Source organism: Pseudomonas sp. BCA17, assembly GCF_004519405.1.
Lineage (GTDB): Bacteria > Pseudomonadota > Gammaproteobacteria > Pseudomonadales > Pseudomonadaceae > Aquipseudomonas.
Genome location: NZ_SGWI01000002.1, coordinates 412,570 through 428,240, shown reverse-complemented (window position 1 = coordinate 428,240; position 15,671 = coordinate 412,570). Strand labels below are relative to the sequence as shown.

General features: G+C 59.4%; 12 protein-coding genes. 9 read left to right on the top strand and 3 right to left on the bottom strand.

The features are described from left to right. Window positions 1–564: 564 nt before the first annotated feature. Window positions 565–1,344 carry a peroxide stress protein YaaA gene (yaaA, locus tag EXW71_RS10820; RefSeq protein WP_134658536.1) on the bottom strand — a complete coding sequence of 260 codons (780 nt, stop codon included), beginning with the start codon at window positions 1,342–1,344 and terminating at the stop codon, window positions 565–567. A 120-nt stretch (window positions 1,345–1,464) separates the two neighbouring features. On the opposite strand from yaaA, the gene EXW71_RS10815 reads away from it, so the two are divergent. The 6 genes from EXW71_RS10815 (at window position 1,465) to moaE (ending at window position 9,642) form a co-directional block, all read left to right on the top strand. After that, a complete protein-coding gene (locus EXW71_RS10815) occupies window positions 1,465–2,589 on the top strand; it encodes a polysaccharide deacetylase family protein (protein WP_134658534.1) in 1,125 nt (374 codons plus the stop codon). A 347-nt stretch (window positions 2,590–2,936) separates the two neighbouring features. Then, window positions 2,937–4,331, top strand: coding sequence for a PhoH family protein (locus EXW71_RS10810; RefSeq protein WP_060753866.1), 1,395 nt, complete (start codon window positions 2,937–2,939; stop codon window positions 4,329–4,331). A 312-nt stretch (window positions 4,332–4,643) separates the two neighbouring features. Further along, the gene (locus tag EXW71_RS10805) at window positions 4,644–8,363 is read left to right on the top strand and encodes an autotransporter domain-containing protein (protein WP_134658532.1); all 3,720 of its coding nucleotides are present in this window, start codon (window positions 4,644–4,646) and stop codon (window positions 8,361–8,363) included. Window positions 8,364–8,477: 114 nt separating this feature from the next. Next, window positions 8,478–8,951, top strand: coding sequence for a cyclic pyranopterin monophosphate synthase MoaC (gene moaC / locus EXW71_RS10800; protein WP_134658530.1), 474 nt, complete (start codon window positions 8,478–8,480; stop codon window positions 8,949–8,951). Next, entirely contained in the window at window positions 8,948–9,190 is a 243-nt protein-coding gene (gene moaD / locus EXW71_RS10795) for a molybdopterin converting factor subunit 1 (protein WP_134658528.1), read from the top strand. The genes moaC and moaD overlap by 4 nt, the downstream gene beginning before the upstream one ends. Before the next feature lie 2 nt (window positions 9,191–9,192). Next, window positions 9,193–9,642, top strand: coding sequence for a molybdopterin synthase catalytic subunit MoaE (gene moaE / locus EXW71_RS10790; RefSeq protein WP_134658526.1), 450 nt, complete (start codon window positions 9,193–9,195; stop codon window positions 9,640–9,642). 60 nt (window positions 9,643–9,702) lie between these two features. Here the strand turns inward: moaE and rhlB are convergent, their stop codons facing one another. Together rhlB and EXW71_RS10780 are read right to left on the bottom strand one after the other, a co-directional pair. Next, window positions 9,703–11,172, bottom strand: coding sequence for an ATP-dependent RNA helicase RhlB (rhlB, locus tag EXW71_RS10785; protein ID WP_134658524.1), 1,470 nt, complete (start codon window positions 11,170–11,172; stop codon window positions 9,703–9,705). 96 nt (window positions 11,173–11,268) lie between these two features. Beyond that, complete coding sequence (locus EXW71_RS10780; RefSeq protein WP_123714679.1) at window positions 11,269–11,925, bottom strand: alpha/beta hydrolase; 657 nt, start codon at window positions 11,923–11,925, stop codon at window positions 11,269–11,271. Window positions 11,926–12,270: 345 nt separating this feature from the next. Here EXW71_RS10780 and EXW71_RS10775 point away from each other — a divergent pair, with 345 nt between their 5' ends. From EXW71_RS10775 to EXW71_RS10765, 3 genes are all read left to right on the top strand, one after another. After that, window positions 12,271–13,302, top strand: coding sequence for an amino acid ABC transporter substrate-binding protein (locus EXW71_RS10775; protein WP_053254520.1), 1,032 nt, complete (start codon window positions 12,271–12,273; stop codon window positions 13,300–13,302). Window positions 13,303–13,374: 72 nt separating this feature from the next. Then, the gene (locus EXW71_RS10770) at window positions 13,375–14,556 is read left to right on the top strand and encodes an amino acid ABC transporter permease (RefSeq protein ID WP_134658522.1); all 1,182 of its coding nucleotides are present in this window, start codon (window positions 13,375–13,377) and stop codon (window positions 14,554–14,556) included. A gap of 10 nt (window positions 14,557–14,566) precedes the next feature. Then, a complete protein-coding gene (locus tag EXW71_RS10765) occupies window positions 14,567–15,664 on the top strand; it encodes an amino acid ABC transporter permease (RefSeq protein WP_123714681.1) in 1,098 nt (365 codons plus the stop codon). Window positions 15,665–15,671: the final 7 nt, after the last annotated feature.

Below are 15,671 nucleotides of genomic sequence, written 5' to 3'. Positions count from 1 at the left end.
TAATTATCAATGCCTTGGGTTTTATCACTGACCCATTAGGGTAAGCACAGCCTTGGCCTTATAGTTCGTGGCAATGGATCCTTATCGCCGCTCTCTACTGATCGATTGGTAATATGACCACTGAGTCGAAGTTTAATATGACAACTTCGCTACTTCCGTTGGTCTGCCATGTAAGTCATCTCCTACAGAACCAGAGAATTTCGTTACCGGTGGTATGAGCGGTGCTTTAGGACGAAGTTCCGGGCCGCTCATCCTGTTTCCGGAAATTTCTTGAAATATGGGAAAAGATGGCACTGGTACTATATTGATAGCACTTGCTATTTGGCCTAGTAGTTACAGGTAGTTGACGCGCGGGGATAGTTTTGTGCCACTAGTGATTTTAAAAATTGGTGCCACTACGAAAAAAAATCGGAAATGTCGAGTGAAAAAAAAGTTAGAGATGTTTCAGACTGTTTTTTGGCGTCAAATAAATGACTGTTTTGAGGTGTGAAAAGCACGCAGAAAGGGTGGGGGGGTTGCCCCCACCCACCTCTGGATTCCGTTGTCTGAAAAAGAGGTGCGGCCTTATTCCGGTGCGTGATCGCGCAAAAACACCAGATTATCCGGTTTGGACTGCTCCGCGTTGAAGCGATAACCCTGCACGTCGAACTGCTTGAGCTGGTCAGGGTTGTTGATGCGTTGTTCGATCACAAAGCGGCTCATCATGCCCCGGGCCTTCTTGGCGTAGAAGCTGATGATCTTGTACTGGCCGTTCTTCAGGTCCTTGAACTCGGTATTGATGATGCGTGCGTTCAGGGCCGTACGCTTGACCGCAGAGAAGTACTCGTTGGAAGCCAGGTTGAGCAGGACATCGTCGCCTTGTTCGGCCAGGGCTTCATTGAGCCACTCGCTGATGCGTGTACCCCAGAACGCATAGAGGTCCTTACCACGGGCGTTGGCCAGCTTGGTGCCCATCTCCAGGCGGTACGGCATCATCAGGTCCAGGGGGCGCAGCAGGCCATACAGGCCCGAGAGCATGCGCAGGTGGTCCTGGGCGTAGCTGAAATCGGCATCGGTGAAGGTTTCAGCGTTCAGGCCGGTGTACACGTCACCCTTGAAGGCCAGCAGCGCCTGCTTGGCGTTGGCCGGGGTGAAGGCGGGCGTCCAACTGCCGAAGCGCGCAGCATTGAGGCCGCCGATCTTGTCGGAGACGTGCATCAACTCGCTGATTTGTGCCGGGCTCAGTCCGCGCAATTGTTCGATCAGTTCCTGGGAGTGGTCCAGGTACTGCGGCTGGGTAAAGCGCTGGGTTACCGGCGGCGTCTCGAAGTCGAGAGTCTTGGCGGGGGAAATCACCATCAGCATGAAGTCGTCTCCTTAAATCGTGGGGGCGATTCTAGGGGGTGCAGCGTTTTGACTCCACCTATGATGGCGATAGTCGCGATCCGCTATGATGCCCGGTGACTCTGGAGAGGGAGACCCTGTGTGCGAATCGCGCTTTTAATCTCGGCTTGTCTGTTATGCCTGAATGCCCAGGCCGCGTCGGTGGATCTGGCGAGCCTGGATCGCGGCACCTGGCCCGAAAAGCTCAGCAGCCCGGCGCTGTTCGATGTGGCCTCGCGTGCGGAAATCCTGATGTTCGCCCACAGCCTGTTGGCCAGCGAGGCCCAGGATGAAACCGTGCTCAAGCAACGGCTGGGCCTGAAGATCATCAACCTGGCATCCATCAACGACATGCGTCGCCAGCTCTGGCAGCGCCTGCTGGAGAACTACACCTTCGCCCAGCAGAGTTGCGAGGAAGATGCCTCGTTTTGCTACCTGGTGGAGAACATGGATGACCTGCGCGAGCAGGCCGGCAAGTTCGAGGTCAGTGAAAATTCTTTCTATATAGGCTGGGCGGGGCCGAGCCACCGCTTCCATGAGCGCTACCTCGATGAGCTGCTGCGCAAGGCCGCGCTGTTCCCGCAGATCAGCAGCGAAGTGGCGCGTTTTGGTGACCATGAACGCAATGGCGACGAGCTCAACGACCGAATGTTCCTGCTGACCTTCGACGGTGGCCCGGCACCGCTCAACGGCAATACCGACTGGCTCACCGACTATTTGCGCAAACAGAAGATGAACGCCACTTTCTTCGCCCTCGGCAGCAGCCTGCAAACCCGCTTGGAGCGCAGTTCCGCCAGCGATGTGCAGGCGCTGTACCAAGGCCAGTGCGTGGGGACTCAGGGTTGGCAATACCGGTCCCATAGCCACTGGGTCGACTGGCAAAGCTCCATCACCCGCAGTGCGTCACTGACGCAAAACCTGATGCCGGAAAACTACGTGCCGCTGTTTCGCCCGCCGTACGGCCAGCGTCGCGCGGACAGCCAGGGTTTCTTCCAGGCGCAAGGTCTGCAGGTGGCGTTGTGGGATATCGACTCCCAGGATGAGCCGGGCCAGCTCAAGGCCGATGAATCGGCGCAGCGGGTGCTGACGCTGATGTTGCTGTGGCGCAGAGGGATGATCGTGTTCCACGACACTCAGGACAAGGCGCGGGTGGCATTGCCGCTGTTGTTGCAGGCTACGGCGCAGAGTGGCCTGGGCTGGCAGGACTGCCGGGAAGCTTTTCGTTGAAAAGATGAAACGCCCGGCCCTGTTGGGGTTCAAGCATTTTTTGGGTGATTTTGTGCGACAAATCGATGCAGGCGGACTTCCGACTTTAACGGGGTACCTGGCACTCGGCTAGTGCTATTCGTCATCCTGAAAAATAAACTTCAAAAAAGCGTCAAAGTGCTTTTTCCTGTCATGGGTTTTGCGGTATTACGAAGTCAGATCGCCGAAACCTGCAGCACAGGTGGCGTCTTACAAGACTCCTCATGTGGGCACCGCGCTTGACGTCACTCAGGTGCGGTCGGTGGTCGAATCGAGGCGCAGCACCGCCCAGGTATTGCGTCGAATGGCTCCCACAAAGGTGACCGAGTATGGATGATCATGGACGTAACCCTTCTTCCGACCAGCCAATCCTTTATGTGCTTGATACCAACGTATTGATCCACGATCCAAACGCACTGCTTAACTTCGAAGAACACCACGTCGCCATCCCGATGATCGTGCTTGAGGAGCTCGACAAACTCAAAAGCGGGCACCACAGCGTGGCCGCCGAATGCCGCCAGGCGATTCGCCTGATCGACAAGACCCTGGGTGAAGCTTCACCCGAAGACGTTGAGGTCGGCGTGCCGATCCAGCGTGGCAAAGGCGGGCCCAAGGGCTTGCTGTCGATTCTGATGAGCAAGCGCAGCGAGCCCAACAGCCTGCTGCCGGAGAATCTGAACGACAACAAAATCATCAACCAGTTGATCGACTTGCACGCACGCGACAAGGAGCTGCGCGTGGTGCTGGTCACCAAAGACATCAACATGCGCCTCAAGGCACGAGCATGTGGGATCGCTGCCGAGGACTACAGTACCGACCAACTGGTCGACGACGTGTCGATGCTGTCCCGTGGTTATCACATGATGACCGGCTCGTTCTGGGACCGCGTCAGCAAAGTCGAAACCCGTCAGGACCACGGCCGCACCTGGCATCAGGTACAACTGATCGACAACCTGCCGGCCGTGCATATCAATGAGTTTATCGTCGACGAACAGGGCTTCGTGGGTTGGATCAAAGAGATCCAGGTCGACAAGCTGCTGATCCTCGACCTGCATCAGGAACCCCTGTTGCACCAGGAAGCCTGGGGCCTGAAACCGCGCGATATCTACCAGAGCCTGGCGTTGTATGCGCTGCTCGACCCGGATATCCACCTGGTCAACCTGACGGGCGCCGCAGGTTCGGGGAAAACCATCCTCGCCCTGGCTGCCGCCATCGAACAAACCATGGTTACCAAGCGCTATCGCCGCATCATCGCCACCCGCAGTGTGCAGGGCCTGGACCAGGAGATCGGTTTCCTGCCCGGCACCGAGGCGGAAAAAATGGAGCCGTGGCTGGGGGCGATCACCGACAACCTCGAAGCCTTGCACATGGATGACGAAAACACCCATGGCAGCGTCGATTACATCCTCAGCAAAGTGCCGTTGCAGTTCAAATCCCTCAACTACATCCGAGGTCGCAGTTTCCAGCAAAGCCTGATTCTGATCGATGAATGCCAGAACCTTACGCCGCACCAGATGAAAACCATCATCACCCGTGCCGGCGCCGGTTCCAAAGTGGTGTGCCTGGGCAACCTGGCACAGATCGACACCCCTTACCTGTCCGCGACCAGCTCCGGGCTGACCTACCTGACGGAACGCTTCAAAGACTTCCCCAACGGCGTGCACATCGCGCTGCAAGGGGTGCCTCGTTCGATCCTGGCCGAATACGCCGAGTCGCACCTGTAAAAACACACCTGTGATAGTTGGTGGCTAAATGCCACGAACCACCCCGGATTTTTCACGAAATCCGGGGTTTTTGTTGTGGGCGACATTTGTCTTCGTTAATGCGCCCAGGGTGCTTGTGGTCTTTGTAATTATTTTGTTACATTTTTTGCCGCTGCAAAAACAATAAGAACACCGCGTGACCCCGTCGGAAAACCACCTCATTCATTCGACGAAATCTTGAAAACCCCCTTGGGTTTTCTGCGTGACCCTGCCTATTACAAAAAGCCCGATACATCGCTCATTGACGACGCACATATCCAAAGGGAAAGGAAAATGGACGTAGCAGGTAATGGCTCCACTGTGTTTTATCGCAAGCGCAAATCGATACCCCTGACACCCATCGCACTCGGCCTGGCCTTATGGCTCGGTCACGGCCCAACGGCCTGGGCGGACGACAGCAACCCTTACACCGCCCAGGTGCTGGAGTCGGCATTTCGCAAAGCGGTGGCGTCGTTTGGCCCGAATACCGATGTGTATAAAAATCTGCGATTCGCCTATGCCGATATCGTCGATCTTGCAGCCAAGGACTTTGCCGGCCAGTCCGCCAAATTCGATTCGGCTCTCAAGCAAAACTACGAGTTGCAACCGGAAAACCTGACCATCGGCGCCATGCTCGGTGACACCAAGCGGCCGCTGGACTACACCTCACGCCTGGATTACTACCGCAGCCGGCTCTTCAGCAACAGCGGCCGCTACACCACCAATATTCTCGATTTCTCCAAGGCCATCATCGCCAACCTGCCGGCAGCCAAGCCTTACACCTATGTCGAGCCGGGTGTCAGCAGCAACCTCAATGGGCAACTCAACGCCGGCCAGTCCTGGGCCACCGCCACCCGTGACTGGAGCGCCAACGCGCAAACCTGGAAGACCCCGGAAGCCCAGGTCAACTCCGGCCTGGATCGCACCAACGCCTATTTCGCCTATGCCTTGGGCATGACCGGCAAGGGCGTGAATGTCGGCGTGCTCGACTCCGGCATTCTCACTGAACACTTTGAGTTCCAGGGCAAGAATGCCCAGGGCCAGGACCGTGTACAGGCGGTGACGTCCACGGGTGAGTACTACGCCACCCATCCGCGCTATATCCATGACACCCCGGACGGCGAATTTCAAAAAGGCGAGCACTTCAGTATTTCCGGTGAGTACGACCCGACCATCAACGACGGCCATGGCACGGAAATGTCTGGAGTGCTGGGCGCCAGCCGCAATGGCACCGGCATGCACGGCATTGCCTTTGACGCGAACATTTTTGTCGCTAACACCGGCGGTACCGACGACAACCGTTTCCAGGGCTCCAACGATCTGGACTACAACGCGTTCATGGCCAGCTACAACGCCCTGGCCGCCAAGAACGTGTCGATCGTCAATCAGAGCTGGGGGCAGAACTCGCGCAATGACGTCGAAAACCATTTCGGCAATGTCGGCGACAGCGCGGCCGACAACTTGCGCGACATGACCGCCGCCTATCGTCCATTCTGGGACAAGGCCCACGCCGGCCAGAAAACCTGGATGGACGCCATGGCCGACGCTGCCCGGCAAAACACCTTCATCCAGATCATCTCGGCGGGCAACGACAGCCACGGCGCCAACCCGGACACCAATGCCAACCTGCCGTTTTTCAAGCCGGATATCGAAGCCAGATTCCTCTCGATCACCGGTTATGACGAGACCAGCGCGCAGGTCTACAACCGTTGCGGCACCTCGAAATGGTGGTGCGTGATGGGCGTTTCGGGGATTCCGTCCACCGGGCCCGAAGGTGAAATCATCCCCAACGCCAACGGCACCTCCGCTGCAGCACCGAGTGTTTCCGGCGCGCTGGCGCTGGTGCTCCAGCGCTTTCCCTATATGACCGCCAGCCAGGCCCGGGATGTGTTGCTCACCACCTCCAGCCTGCAAGCGCCGGATGGGCCGGACACACCCGTGGGCACCCTGACCGGTGGCCGCACCTACGACAACTTGCAACCGGTGCACGATGCCGCGCCGGGCACACCGCAAGTGCCGGGTGTGGTCAGCGGCTGGGGCCTGCCCAACCTGCAAAAAGCCATGCAGGGGCCGGGGCAGTTCCTCGGTTCGGTGGCGGTGGCATTGCCTGCCGGCACACGCGATATCTGGGCTAACCCGATTTCCGATGAGGCGATCCGCGCCCGCCGCGTAGAAGACGCCACCGAGCAGGCGACCTGGGCGGCCACCAAGCAACAAAAGGGCTGGCTCAATGGTTTGCCGGCGAATGCCTCTGACGATGATCAGTTTGAATATGAAATCGGCCATGCGCGCGAACAGGCAACGCTGGCACGCGGCAAGGATTTGCTCACCGGCAATACCTATGTCGGCAGTCTGGCCAAGTCCGGCGACGGCGAACTGGTGCTGGAAGGCCAGAACACCTACTCCGGCAGCACTTGGGTGCGCGGCGGCAAGCTGTCGGTGGACGGTTCATTGACGTCTGCGGTAACTGTGGATGGCAGCGCCGTGGGCACGCGCAATGCCGATAACGGCGTGATGACCACGCTGGGCGGCACGCTGGCCGGCAACGGTACGGTGGGTGCCTTGACCGTCAACAGCGGTGGCCGTGTAGCACCGGGCCACTCGATTGGCACGCTGCACACCGGCGACGTGACCTTCAACCCGGGCTCGGTGTATGCCGTCGAAGTCGGCCCTGACGGGCGAAGCGACCAGATCCAGAGCAGCGGCGTCGCCACCCTCAATGGCGGTGTGGTGACGGTGTCTCTGGAGAACAGCCCTAACCTGTTGTCCGCCACCGAGGCGCGCAGCCTGTTGGGCCAGCCGTTCAATATCCTCACCGCCACCCAGGGTATCAACGGACAGTTTGCGGCGATCTCGCCTGATTATCTGTTCATCGGGACTCGGCTTAATTACCAGCCTGACTCGCTGACCCTGGCCATAGAACGCAACCAGACGACCTTTGCCAGCATTGCGCAAACGCGCAACGAGCGCGCCGTGGCGACGGCGGCCGAGGCATTGGGCGCGGGTAGCCCAGTGTATGAAAGCCTGCTCGCTTCAGACTCGGCCGCCCAGGCGCAAGCTGCGTTCAAGCAACTCTCGGGGCAGCTGCACTCCGACGTGGCGGCGGCGCAGATGGCAGACAGCCGTTACCTGCGTGAAGCGGTCAACGGCCGCCTGCAACAGGCGCAGGCGCTGGATTCCAGTGCGCAGATCGAGACCCACGATAATGGCGGCTGGGTGCAACTGTTGGGGGGACGCAATAACGTCAGCGGCGACAACAACGCCAGCGGTTATTCCTCGTCCACCAGCGGCGTGCTGTTGGGCCTGGACACCGAGGTCGGCGACGGCTGGCGTGTGGGCGCAGCCACCGGCTACACCCAGAGCCACCTCAATGGCACTTCGGCTTCGGCAGACAGCGACAACTATCACCTGTCGGTCTACGGCGGAAAACGTTTCGACGCGATCGCCCTGCGCCTGGGGGGCGCCACCACGTGGCACCGTATCGATGCCTCGCGCCGCGTGGCTTACGCCAACCAGTCGGACTATGACAAAGCCGACTACAACGCCCGCACCGACCAAGTGTTCGGCGAGATCGGCTACACCCAATGGAGCCAGTTCGAACCCTTCGCCAACCTGACGTACCTGAACTACCAGAGCGATTCGTTCAAGGAGAAAGGCGGCGCTGCGGCCTTGCATGCCAGCAAGCAAAGCCAGGACGCCACGCTCTCGACACTGGGCCTGCGCGCGCATACCCAATTGCCGATCAGCTCGACGTCGGCGGTCACGTTGCGCGGTGAGTTGGGTTGGGAGCATCAGTTTGGCGATACCGATCGTGAAGCCTCGCTGAAGTTCGCCGGCAGCGACACGGCCTTTGCGGTCAACAGTGTGCCCGTGGCCCGCGATGGCGCGGTGATCAAGGCCAGTGCGGAAATGGCCCTGACCCCGGACACGCTGGTGTCCTTGAGCTACAGCGGCCTGTTGTCCAACCGCGGTAACAACAACGGGATCAATGCCGGGTTTACCTTCCGCTTCTGACCCTGGCTGTTGTATGGGAAGGGGCGCACTGCGCCCCTTCTTGCCTGGGATAAACAGCCCTGCGCAATTTGACTCACAGGTTTACAATTGCCGCTCCTGATCAGGAGTAACCCTGTGCTGACTCATCTCGATTCCCAAGGTCGCGCCCATATGGTCGACGTCACCGACAAAGCCGTGACGTTCCGTGAGGCTGTGGCCCAAGCGCGGGTGCGCATGCTGCCCGAGACCCTGCAAATGATTGTCGACGGCGCCCACCCCAAGGGCGACGTGTTTGCCGTGGCCCGTATTGCCGGCATCCAGGCCGCGAAAAAAACCAGTGATCTGATCCCGTTGTGCCACCCGTTGATGCTTACCGGCGTCAAGGTCGAACTGCGCGCCGAGGGTGTGGATGCGGTGCACATCCTGGCGCGTTGCAAACTCAGCGGCCAGACCGGCGTGGAGATGGAAGCCCTGACCGCCGCCAGCGTCGCGGCGCTGACGATCTACGACATGTGCAAAGCGGTGGATCGCGGTATGACTATCGAAAGTATTCGCCTGCTGGAAAAGCTCGGCGGCAAGAGCGGGCATTTCAAGGCGGACCAGGCATGAGCATCAATGTATTGTTTTTTGCGCGTTACGCCGAAGCGGTGGGCTTTGATTCGCTGGAGATGGAAGGCGATTTTGCCACCGTTGATGCGGTGCGCCAGGCGCTCGCCACTGACCCCGAGTTTGCCGTGCTCAACGAGGCCAGCCTGATGTGTGCACGCAACGAAGAACTGTGCAGCCTTGATGAGCCCGTGCAGGCCGGCGACGAAGTGGCGTTTTTCCCGCCTGTGACCGGAGGCTGAGCATGGCGATTCGCGTGCAAACCGAGGCGTTTGATCCCGGTGCTGAAGTCAACGCGATGCACGCGGCGAATGTCGGCGTGGGCGCGGTGGTGAGTTTTGTCGGCTATGTACGCGACTTCAATGACGGTCGCGATGTGTCGGGGATGTTCCTTGAGCACTATCCGGGCATGACCGAAAAAGCCTTGGCCAAGATAACTGTCGAGGCCGAACAGCGTTGGCCATTGCTCAAGCTTGAGGTGCTGCACCGGATCGGCGCTCTTGAACCGGGCGAGCCGATTGTTTTCGTGGCTGCTGCCAGCGCACATCGCCAGGCGGCGTTTGATGCCTGTGCGTTTGTGATGGACTACTTGAAGACCCGCGCGCCATTCTGGAAGAAAGAGAACACGCCGGAAGGCCCGCGTTGGGTGGAAGGGCGGGGCAGCGATCACGCAGCGGCGGATCGCTGGAAGTAAGCTTGCTGCAAAACCAAATGTGGGAGCGGGCTTGCTCCCACATTTTTATCGCCTTTGAGCTTACGGGCGTTTGCGTTCCACGGCCCGCAACAGGTGCGTCGGCGGCGTCTCGCAGCTGATCTTGCGGCCCAGCAGCGCCTCGATCGACGGCAACTGATACGAGTCATCCTCACCGGCGAAGCTGATCGACACGCCCGCCGCGCCGGCACGGCCGGTACGGCCAATGCGGTGCACGTAGTCGTCCGGCACTTCCGGCAGGGTGAAGTTGATCACATGGCTGATGCCGTCGATGTGAATCCCGCGACCCGCCACGTCGGTGGCCACCAGCACGCGAATCTTGCCTTCGCGAAAACCTTCCAGGGTCTTGATGCGCTTGTGTTGCGGCACGTCACCTGACAGCTGCGCGGCGTTGACGCCATCACGCACCAGGCGTTCTTCGATGCGGCGAACTTCGTCCTTGCGGTTGGCAAAGACCATCACGCGCTCCCAACCGTTGTCGTTGACCAGGTTGTAGAGCAATTTGTACTTGTCGGCCCCGGCTACGGCATAGATGTGCTGCTCGACGTTGACGTTGGCGACGTTTTCAGACTCGATCTCGACGATGGACGGGTCAGTGGTCCATTGCTTGGCGAGGTTCATCACGTCATCGGTGAAGGTCGCGGAGAACAGCAGGGTCTGGCGCTCGGTTTTCGGCGGAGTCTGGCGAATGATCTGACGTACCTGCGGGATAAAGCCCATGTCGAGCATGCGGTCGGCTTCGTCCAGCACCATCACTTCGACCATGTCCAGGTGCACGTCGCCGCGCTGGTTGAAGTCCAGCAAGCGGCCCGGCGTGGCCACCAGGATGTCGCAGTGGCGGGCTTCGAGATGCTTGAGCTGCTTGTCGAAGTCCATGCCGCCCACGAACGTCATCACGTTGAGGCCGGTGTACTTGGTCAGGTCGGCGGCGTCCTTGGCGATCTGCACCACCAGTTCCCGGGTGGGGGCAATGATCAAGGCGCGCGGTTCGCCCATGTAGCGTTCTTTCGGCGGCGGAGTCTGCAGCAGCTGGGTGATGATCGAGATCAGGAACGCGGCGGTCTTGCCGGTGCCGGTCTGCGCACGGCCGATGGCGTCTTTGCCGGCCAGGGTGAAACCCAGTACTTGCGCCTGGATCGGCGTGCAGTAAGGGAAGCCCAGGTCCTGGATGGCGTGCATCAGTTCCGGGGCGAGCTTGAAATCGTGGAAGCGGGTCTTGCCTTCCTGGGGCTCGACGACGAAGTCTTCGAGTTTCCATGGTGTGACCGGCGGTTTTGGCGCACGTTCGCGGCGTGGCTTGGGCGCAGCGGGTGCAGGCGTGGCCTCGAGCGGTTTTGCCTGTTCAGGTGGCGTCACCGTCGGCTTCTTCGGCTGGGCGGCAGCTGCGGTCCGGCCGGGCTGTTTACCGTCATTGCGGCTGCCGGACGTGGGGACAGGAGCACTGGAAACAGGCGCGAGCGGCTCAGCCTCGCTTTTGCCGAACATCTTCTTAAGTGCTTTGAGCACGGTGATCTCATTAATTGGTTAAGGAATGTACGCCGGCCAGTGTAATGCAAGAAACGGGCGCGGCGTAGTGCGTCTGTCATACGGCTACATAAACAGCAGGTTTCAGCCCAGCCGAGCGCTCAACCAGTTACCGATATCGCGTATCTCTTCTGGTAACACTTCGTGACCCATTGGGTATTCCTGCCATGTCACGGTGACACTACGGGTCTTCAAGTGCTCGTAGGCACTGCGGCCCATGGCGTTCTGTACCACGTCGTCGTAGTGACCATGCAGGCATAGCGCCGGAATGCGCTGCTGGCTGGCGGATAATTCCAGTTCATTGTCGAACGTCGGTGCGTAGGTGGAGAGGGCGATCACGCCACCCAGGGCGCCTTGCCATTTCAAGTACGCGGTGTGGTACACCACGGCGCCGCCTTGAGAGAAACCGGCAAGGAAAATCCGCGAAGCGTCTATTCCGCTGCTTTTTTGTTCTTTGATCAAGTCGGTGACCATTCTGGCCGACGTTTCCAGCTCTTCCAGGCTGATGGAGCGGGCCGGGCTCATGGCCTTGATGTCGTACCAACTGGGCATCTCGTAGCCGCCATTGATCGTCACCGGACGGGTCGGCGCCTGGGGCAAAACGAAGCGGGTTGTCAGTAAGTTTTCCTGCAACGCTTCGGCCACCGGCAGGAAGTCGTAGCGATCGGCGCCCAGGCCATGCAGCCAGATTACGCAGGCGTCTGCGGGCTTGGCGGGCTGAAGAATCAAGGGTTCGGTCATGTCTGCTCCATCTGTGTGCGTGCGCTCCGATTGGGTGCGTCGGAACGGTGCGTAAAAGGTCGATCTGTTAAGAGAATGTCGCAAGGTTGAATCTTTTTCTATTGCATGTGGGCTGAAACGACTCAGCCGGCACTCTGGTACGCGCCTTGCTATGTGTAGGTCGATGTCAGAACTATCCGCAGACGGTAACACTATCAGTGACTGCCGCTTGTGGGATAGCAGCTGGAATTACCGCGACGACTTCATGCCGCTTGACCCCAAAAAAAACCAACACGGGTCGATATCGCCTCAAAAGGGTGCGCTGAAGTTCGAGCTCCGACACAACAAGAGCAATTGGAGGTTTGAATGAAGGTATTGAAATCCACCCTGGCCATCGTCACCGCGGCCGCTGTTTTGGGTGTCAGCGGGTTCGCCCAGGCCGGCGCCACCCTGGACGCCGTGCAGAAGAAAGGCTTCGTGCAATGTGGCGTGAGTGATGGCCTGCCGGGTTTCTCGGTGCCGGATGCCAGCGGCAAGATCCTCGGGATCGACGCTGACGTGTGTCGTGCTGTGGCCGCTGCCGTGTTCGGTGATGCGACCAAGGTCAAGTTCAGCCAGTTGAACGCCAAGGAGCGTTTCACCGCGCTTCAGTCCGGCGAAGTCGACATCCTGTCCCGCAACACCACCATGACCAGCTCCCGCGACGCGGGTATGGGCCTGAAATTCCCGGGCTTCATTACCTACTACGACGGCATCGGCTTCCTGGTTAACAACAAGCTGGGCGTGAAAAGTGCCAAGGAACTGGACGGTGCGACCATCTGCATCCAGGCAGGTACCACCACCGAGCTGAACGTTTCGGATTACTTCCGCGGCAACAACCTCAAATACACCCCGATCACCTTCGACACCTCCGATGAAAGCGCCAAGTCGCTGGAATCCGGTCGTTGCGACGTACTGACCTCCGACAAGTCCCAACTGTTCGCCCAGCGCAGCAAGCTGGCCTCGCCGAAGGACTACGTGGTTCTGCCGGAAACCATTTCCAAGGAGCCGCTGGGCCCGGTCGTGCGTAACGGCGACGACGAGTGGCTGGCCATCGTGCGCTGGGTAGGCTACGCCATGCTCAACGCTGAAGAAGCCGGCATCACGTCGAAAAACGTTGAAGCTGAAGCCAAGTCCACCAAGAACCCGGACGTTGCGCGTCTGCTCGGTGCTGACGGCGAATACGGCAAAGACCTGAAAGTGAAGAAAGACTGGGTTGTACAGATTGTCAAGCAAGTCGGTAACTATGGTGAAGTGTTCGAGCGCAACCTGGGCAAGAGCACCCCGCTGGAAATCGACCGTGGCCTGAACGCACTGTGGAACAACGGCGGCATTCAATACGCACCACCTGTGCGCTGATCGCTGATGGTTCTGTCACCCGGTGGGCCAACCGCCGGGTGATGTTCTGTTCCATTATTTCCGGGGCACTTCATGCAAAATCAAATCGGCGCGCCAAAGCAGAAGCTCAGCTTCAGCGATCCCAAAGTGCGTGCGTGGCTCTTCCAGATCATCACGGTTGTGGCGGTGGTCTCGCTGGGCTGGTACCTCTTCAACAATACCCAAACCAACCTTCAGCACCGGGGCATTACCTCGGGTTTCGACTTTCTTGAGCGCAGTGCCGGCTTCGGCATCGCTCAGCACCTGATCGACTACACCGAATCGGACAGCTATGCCCGGGTCTTCGTGATCGGTCTGCTCAATACCTTGCTGGTAACCGGGATCGGCGTGGTCCTGGCCACCCTGCTGGGTTTTCTCATCGGCGTGGCGCGACTGTCACCCAACTGGATGATCAACAAGCTGGCGACGGTGTATGTGGAAGTGTTCCGCAACATTCCGCCGCTGCTGCAAATCCTGTTCTGGTATTTCGCCGTGTTCCTGACCATGCCGGGACCGCGTAACAGCCATAACTTCGGCGATACCTTCTTTGTCAGCAGCCGTGGCCTGAACATGCCTGCAGCGATTGCCGCTGACGGTTTCTGGCCGTTCGTGGTCAGCATCGTTGTCGCCATCGTGGCAATCGTGCTGATGACGCGTTGGGCCAACAAGCGCTTCGAAGCGACCGGTGTTCCGTTCCATAAGTTCTGGGCGGGCCTGGCCCTGTTCATCGCGATCCCGGGGTTGTGCGCGTTGATCTTCGGCGCGCCGCTGCACTGGGAAATGCCCAAGTTGCAGGGGTTCAACTTTGTCGGTGGCTGGGTACTCATCCCTGAATTACTGGCACTGACCCTGGCGCTTACCGTCTACACGGCAGCGTTTATCGCCGAGATCGTGCGTTCGGGCATCAAGTCCGTCAGCCATGGCCAGACCGAAGCCGCGCGTTCCCTGGGCCTGCGCCCGGGGCCGACGCTGCGCAAGGTCATCATCCCGCAAGCCCTGCGGGTGATCATCCCGCCGTTGACCAGCCAATACCTGAACCTGGCGAAAAACTCGTCCCTGGCCGCCGGTATCGGTTATCCGGAAATGGTTTCGCTGTTTGCCGGCACGGTGCTCAACCAGACCGGCCAGGCCATCGAAGTCATTGCCATCACCATGAGCGTGTACCTGGCGATCAGCATCAGCATTTCCCTGCTGATGAACTGGTACAACAAGCGCATTGCGCTGATCGAGCGGTGAGGAAACGCACATGAGTTCTCATACTTTCAAACCTGACATGCCGCCGCCGAACAAGGTCTTCGGGCCGATGGCATGGATGCGCGCCAACCTGTTTTCCAGTTGGCTCAACACCCTGCTGACCTTGCTGGCGATTTACCTGGTGTACCTGGTGGTGCCACCGATTCTGCACTGGGCGATTCTGGACGCCAATTGGGTCGGCACTACACGCGCCGACTGTACGAAGGAAGGCGCCTGCTGGGTGTTCATCCAACAGCGTTTCGGGCAGTTCATGTACGGCTACTATCCCGCCGACCTGCGCTGGCGAGTAGACCTGACCGTGTGGCTGGCCGTCGTGGGCGTGGCGCCGTTGTTCATCTCGCGTTTTCAACGCAAGGCGGTCTACGGCCTGAGCTTCCTGGTGCTGTACCCGATCATTGCCTACTTCCTGTTGCATGGCGGCGTCTTCGGCCTGACCAACGTGGCGACCAGCCAATGGGGCGGCCTGATGCTGACCCTGGTGATCGCCACCGTCGGTATCGCCGGCGCGTTGCCGCTGGGCATCATGCTCGCGTTGGGGCGGCGTTCGAACATGCCGGCGATTCGCGTGGTCTGCGTGACCTTCATCGAATTCTGGCGCGGCGTGCCGTTGATCACGGTGTTGTTCATGTCCTCGGTGATGCTGCCGCTGTTCCTGCCTGAAGGCATGAACTTCGACAAGCTGCTGCGGGCGCTGATCGGTGTGATCCTGTTCCAGTCGGCCTACGTGGCCGAAGTGGTGCGCGGCGGTCTGCAGGCGATTCCCAAGGGGCAATACGAAGCGGCTGCGGCGATGGGCCTGGGCTACTGGCGCAGCATGGGCCTGGTGATCCTGCCTCAAGCCTTGAAGCTGGTGATCCCGGGCATCGTCAACACGTTTATCGCGTTGTTCAAGGACACGAGCCTGGTGATCATCATCGGCCTGTTCGACCTGCTCAACAGCGTCAAGCAAGCCGCCGCCGACCCGAAATGGTTGGGCATGGCCACTGAAGGCTACGTGTTCGCCGCCCTGGTGTTCTGGATTTTCTGTTTTGGTATGTCGCGCTATTCCATGCATCTGGAACGCAAGCTCGACACAGGCCACAAGCGTTAGGAGTTCT

Bases quoted from the DNA above. Each gene is read 5' to 3' on its own strand.
- moaD (WP_134658528.1), top strand. From the start codon at position 8,948: ATGAGCATCAATGTATTGTTTTTTGCGCGTTACGCCGAAGCGGTGGGC.
- moaE (WP_134658526.1), top strand. From the start codon at position 9,193: ATGGCGATTCGCGTGCAAACCGAGGCGTTTGATCCCGGTGCTGAAGTC.
- EXW71_RS10780 (WP_123714679.1), bottom strand. From the start codon at position 11,925: ATGACCGAACCCTTGATTCTTCAGCCCGCCAAGCCCGCAGACGCCTGC.
- yaaA (WP_134658536.1), bottom strand. From the start codon at position 1,344: ATGCTGATGGTGATTTCCCCCGCCAAGACTCTCGACTTCGAGACGCCG.
- EXW71_RS10805 (WP_134658532.1), top strand. From the start codon at position 4,644: ATGGACGTAGCAGGTAATGGCTCCACTGTGTTTTATCGCAAGCGCAAA.
- EXW71_RS10810 (WP_060753866.1), top strand. From the start codon at position 2,937: ATGGATGATCATGGACGTAACCCTTCTTCCGACCAGCCAATCCTTTAT.
- EXW71_RS10775 (WP_053254520.1), top strand. From the start codon at position 12,271: ATGAAGGTATTGAAATCCACCCTGGCCATCGTCACCGCGGCCGCTGTT.
- EXW71_RS10765 (WP_123714681.1), top strand. From the start codon at position 14,567: ATGAGTTCTCATACTTTCAAACCTGACATGCCGCCGCCGAACAAGGTC.
- EXW71_RS10770 (WP_134658522.1), top strand. From the start codon at position 13,375: ATGCAAAATCAAATCGGCGCGCCAAAGCAGAAGCTCAGCTTCAGCGAT.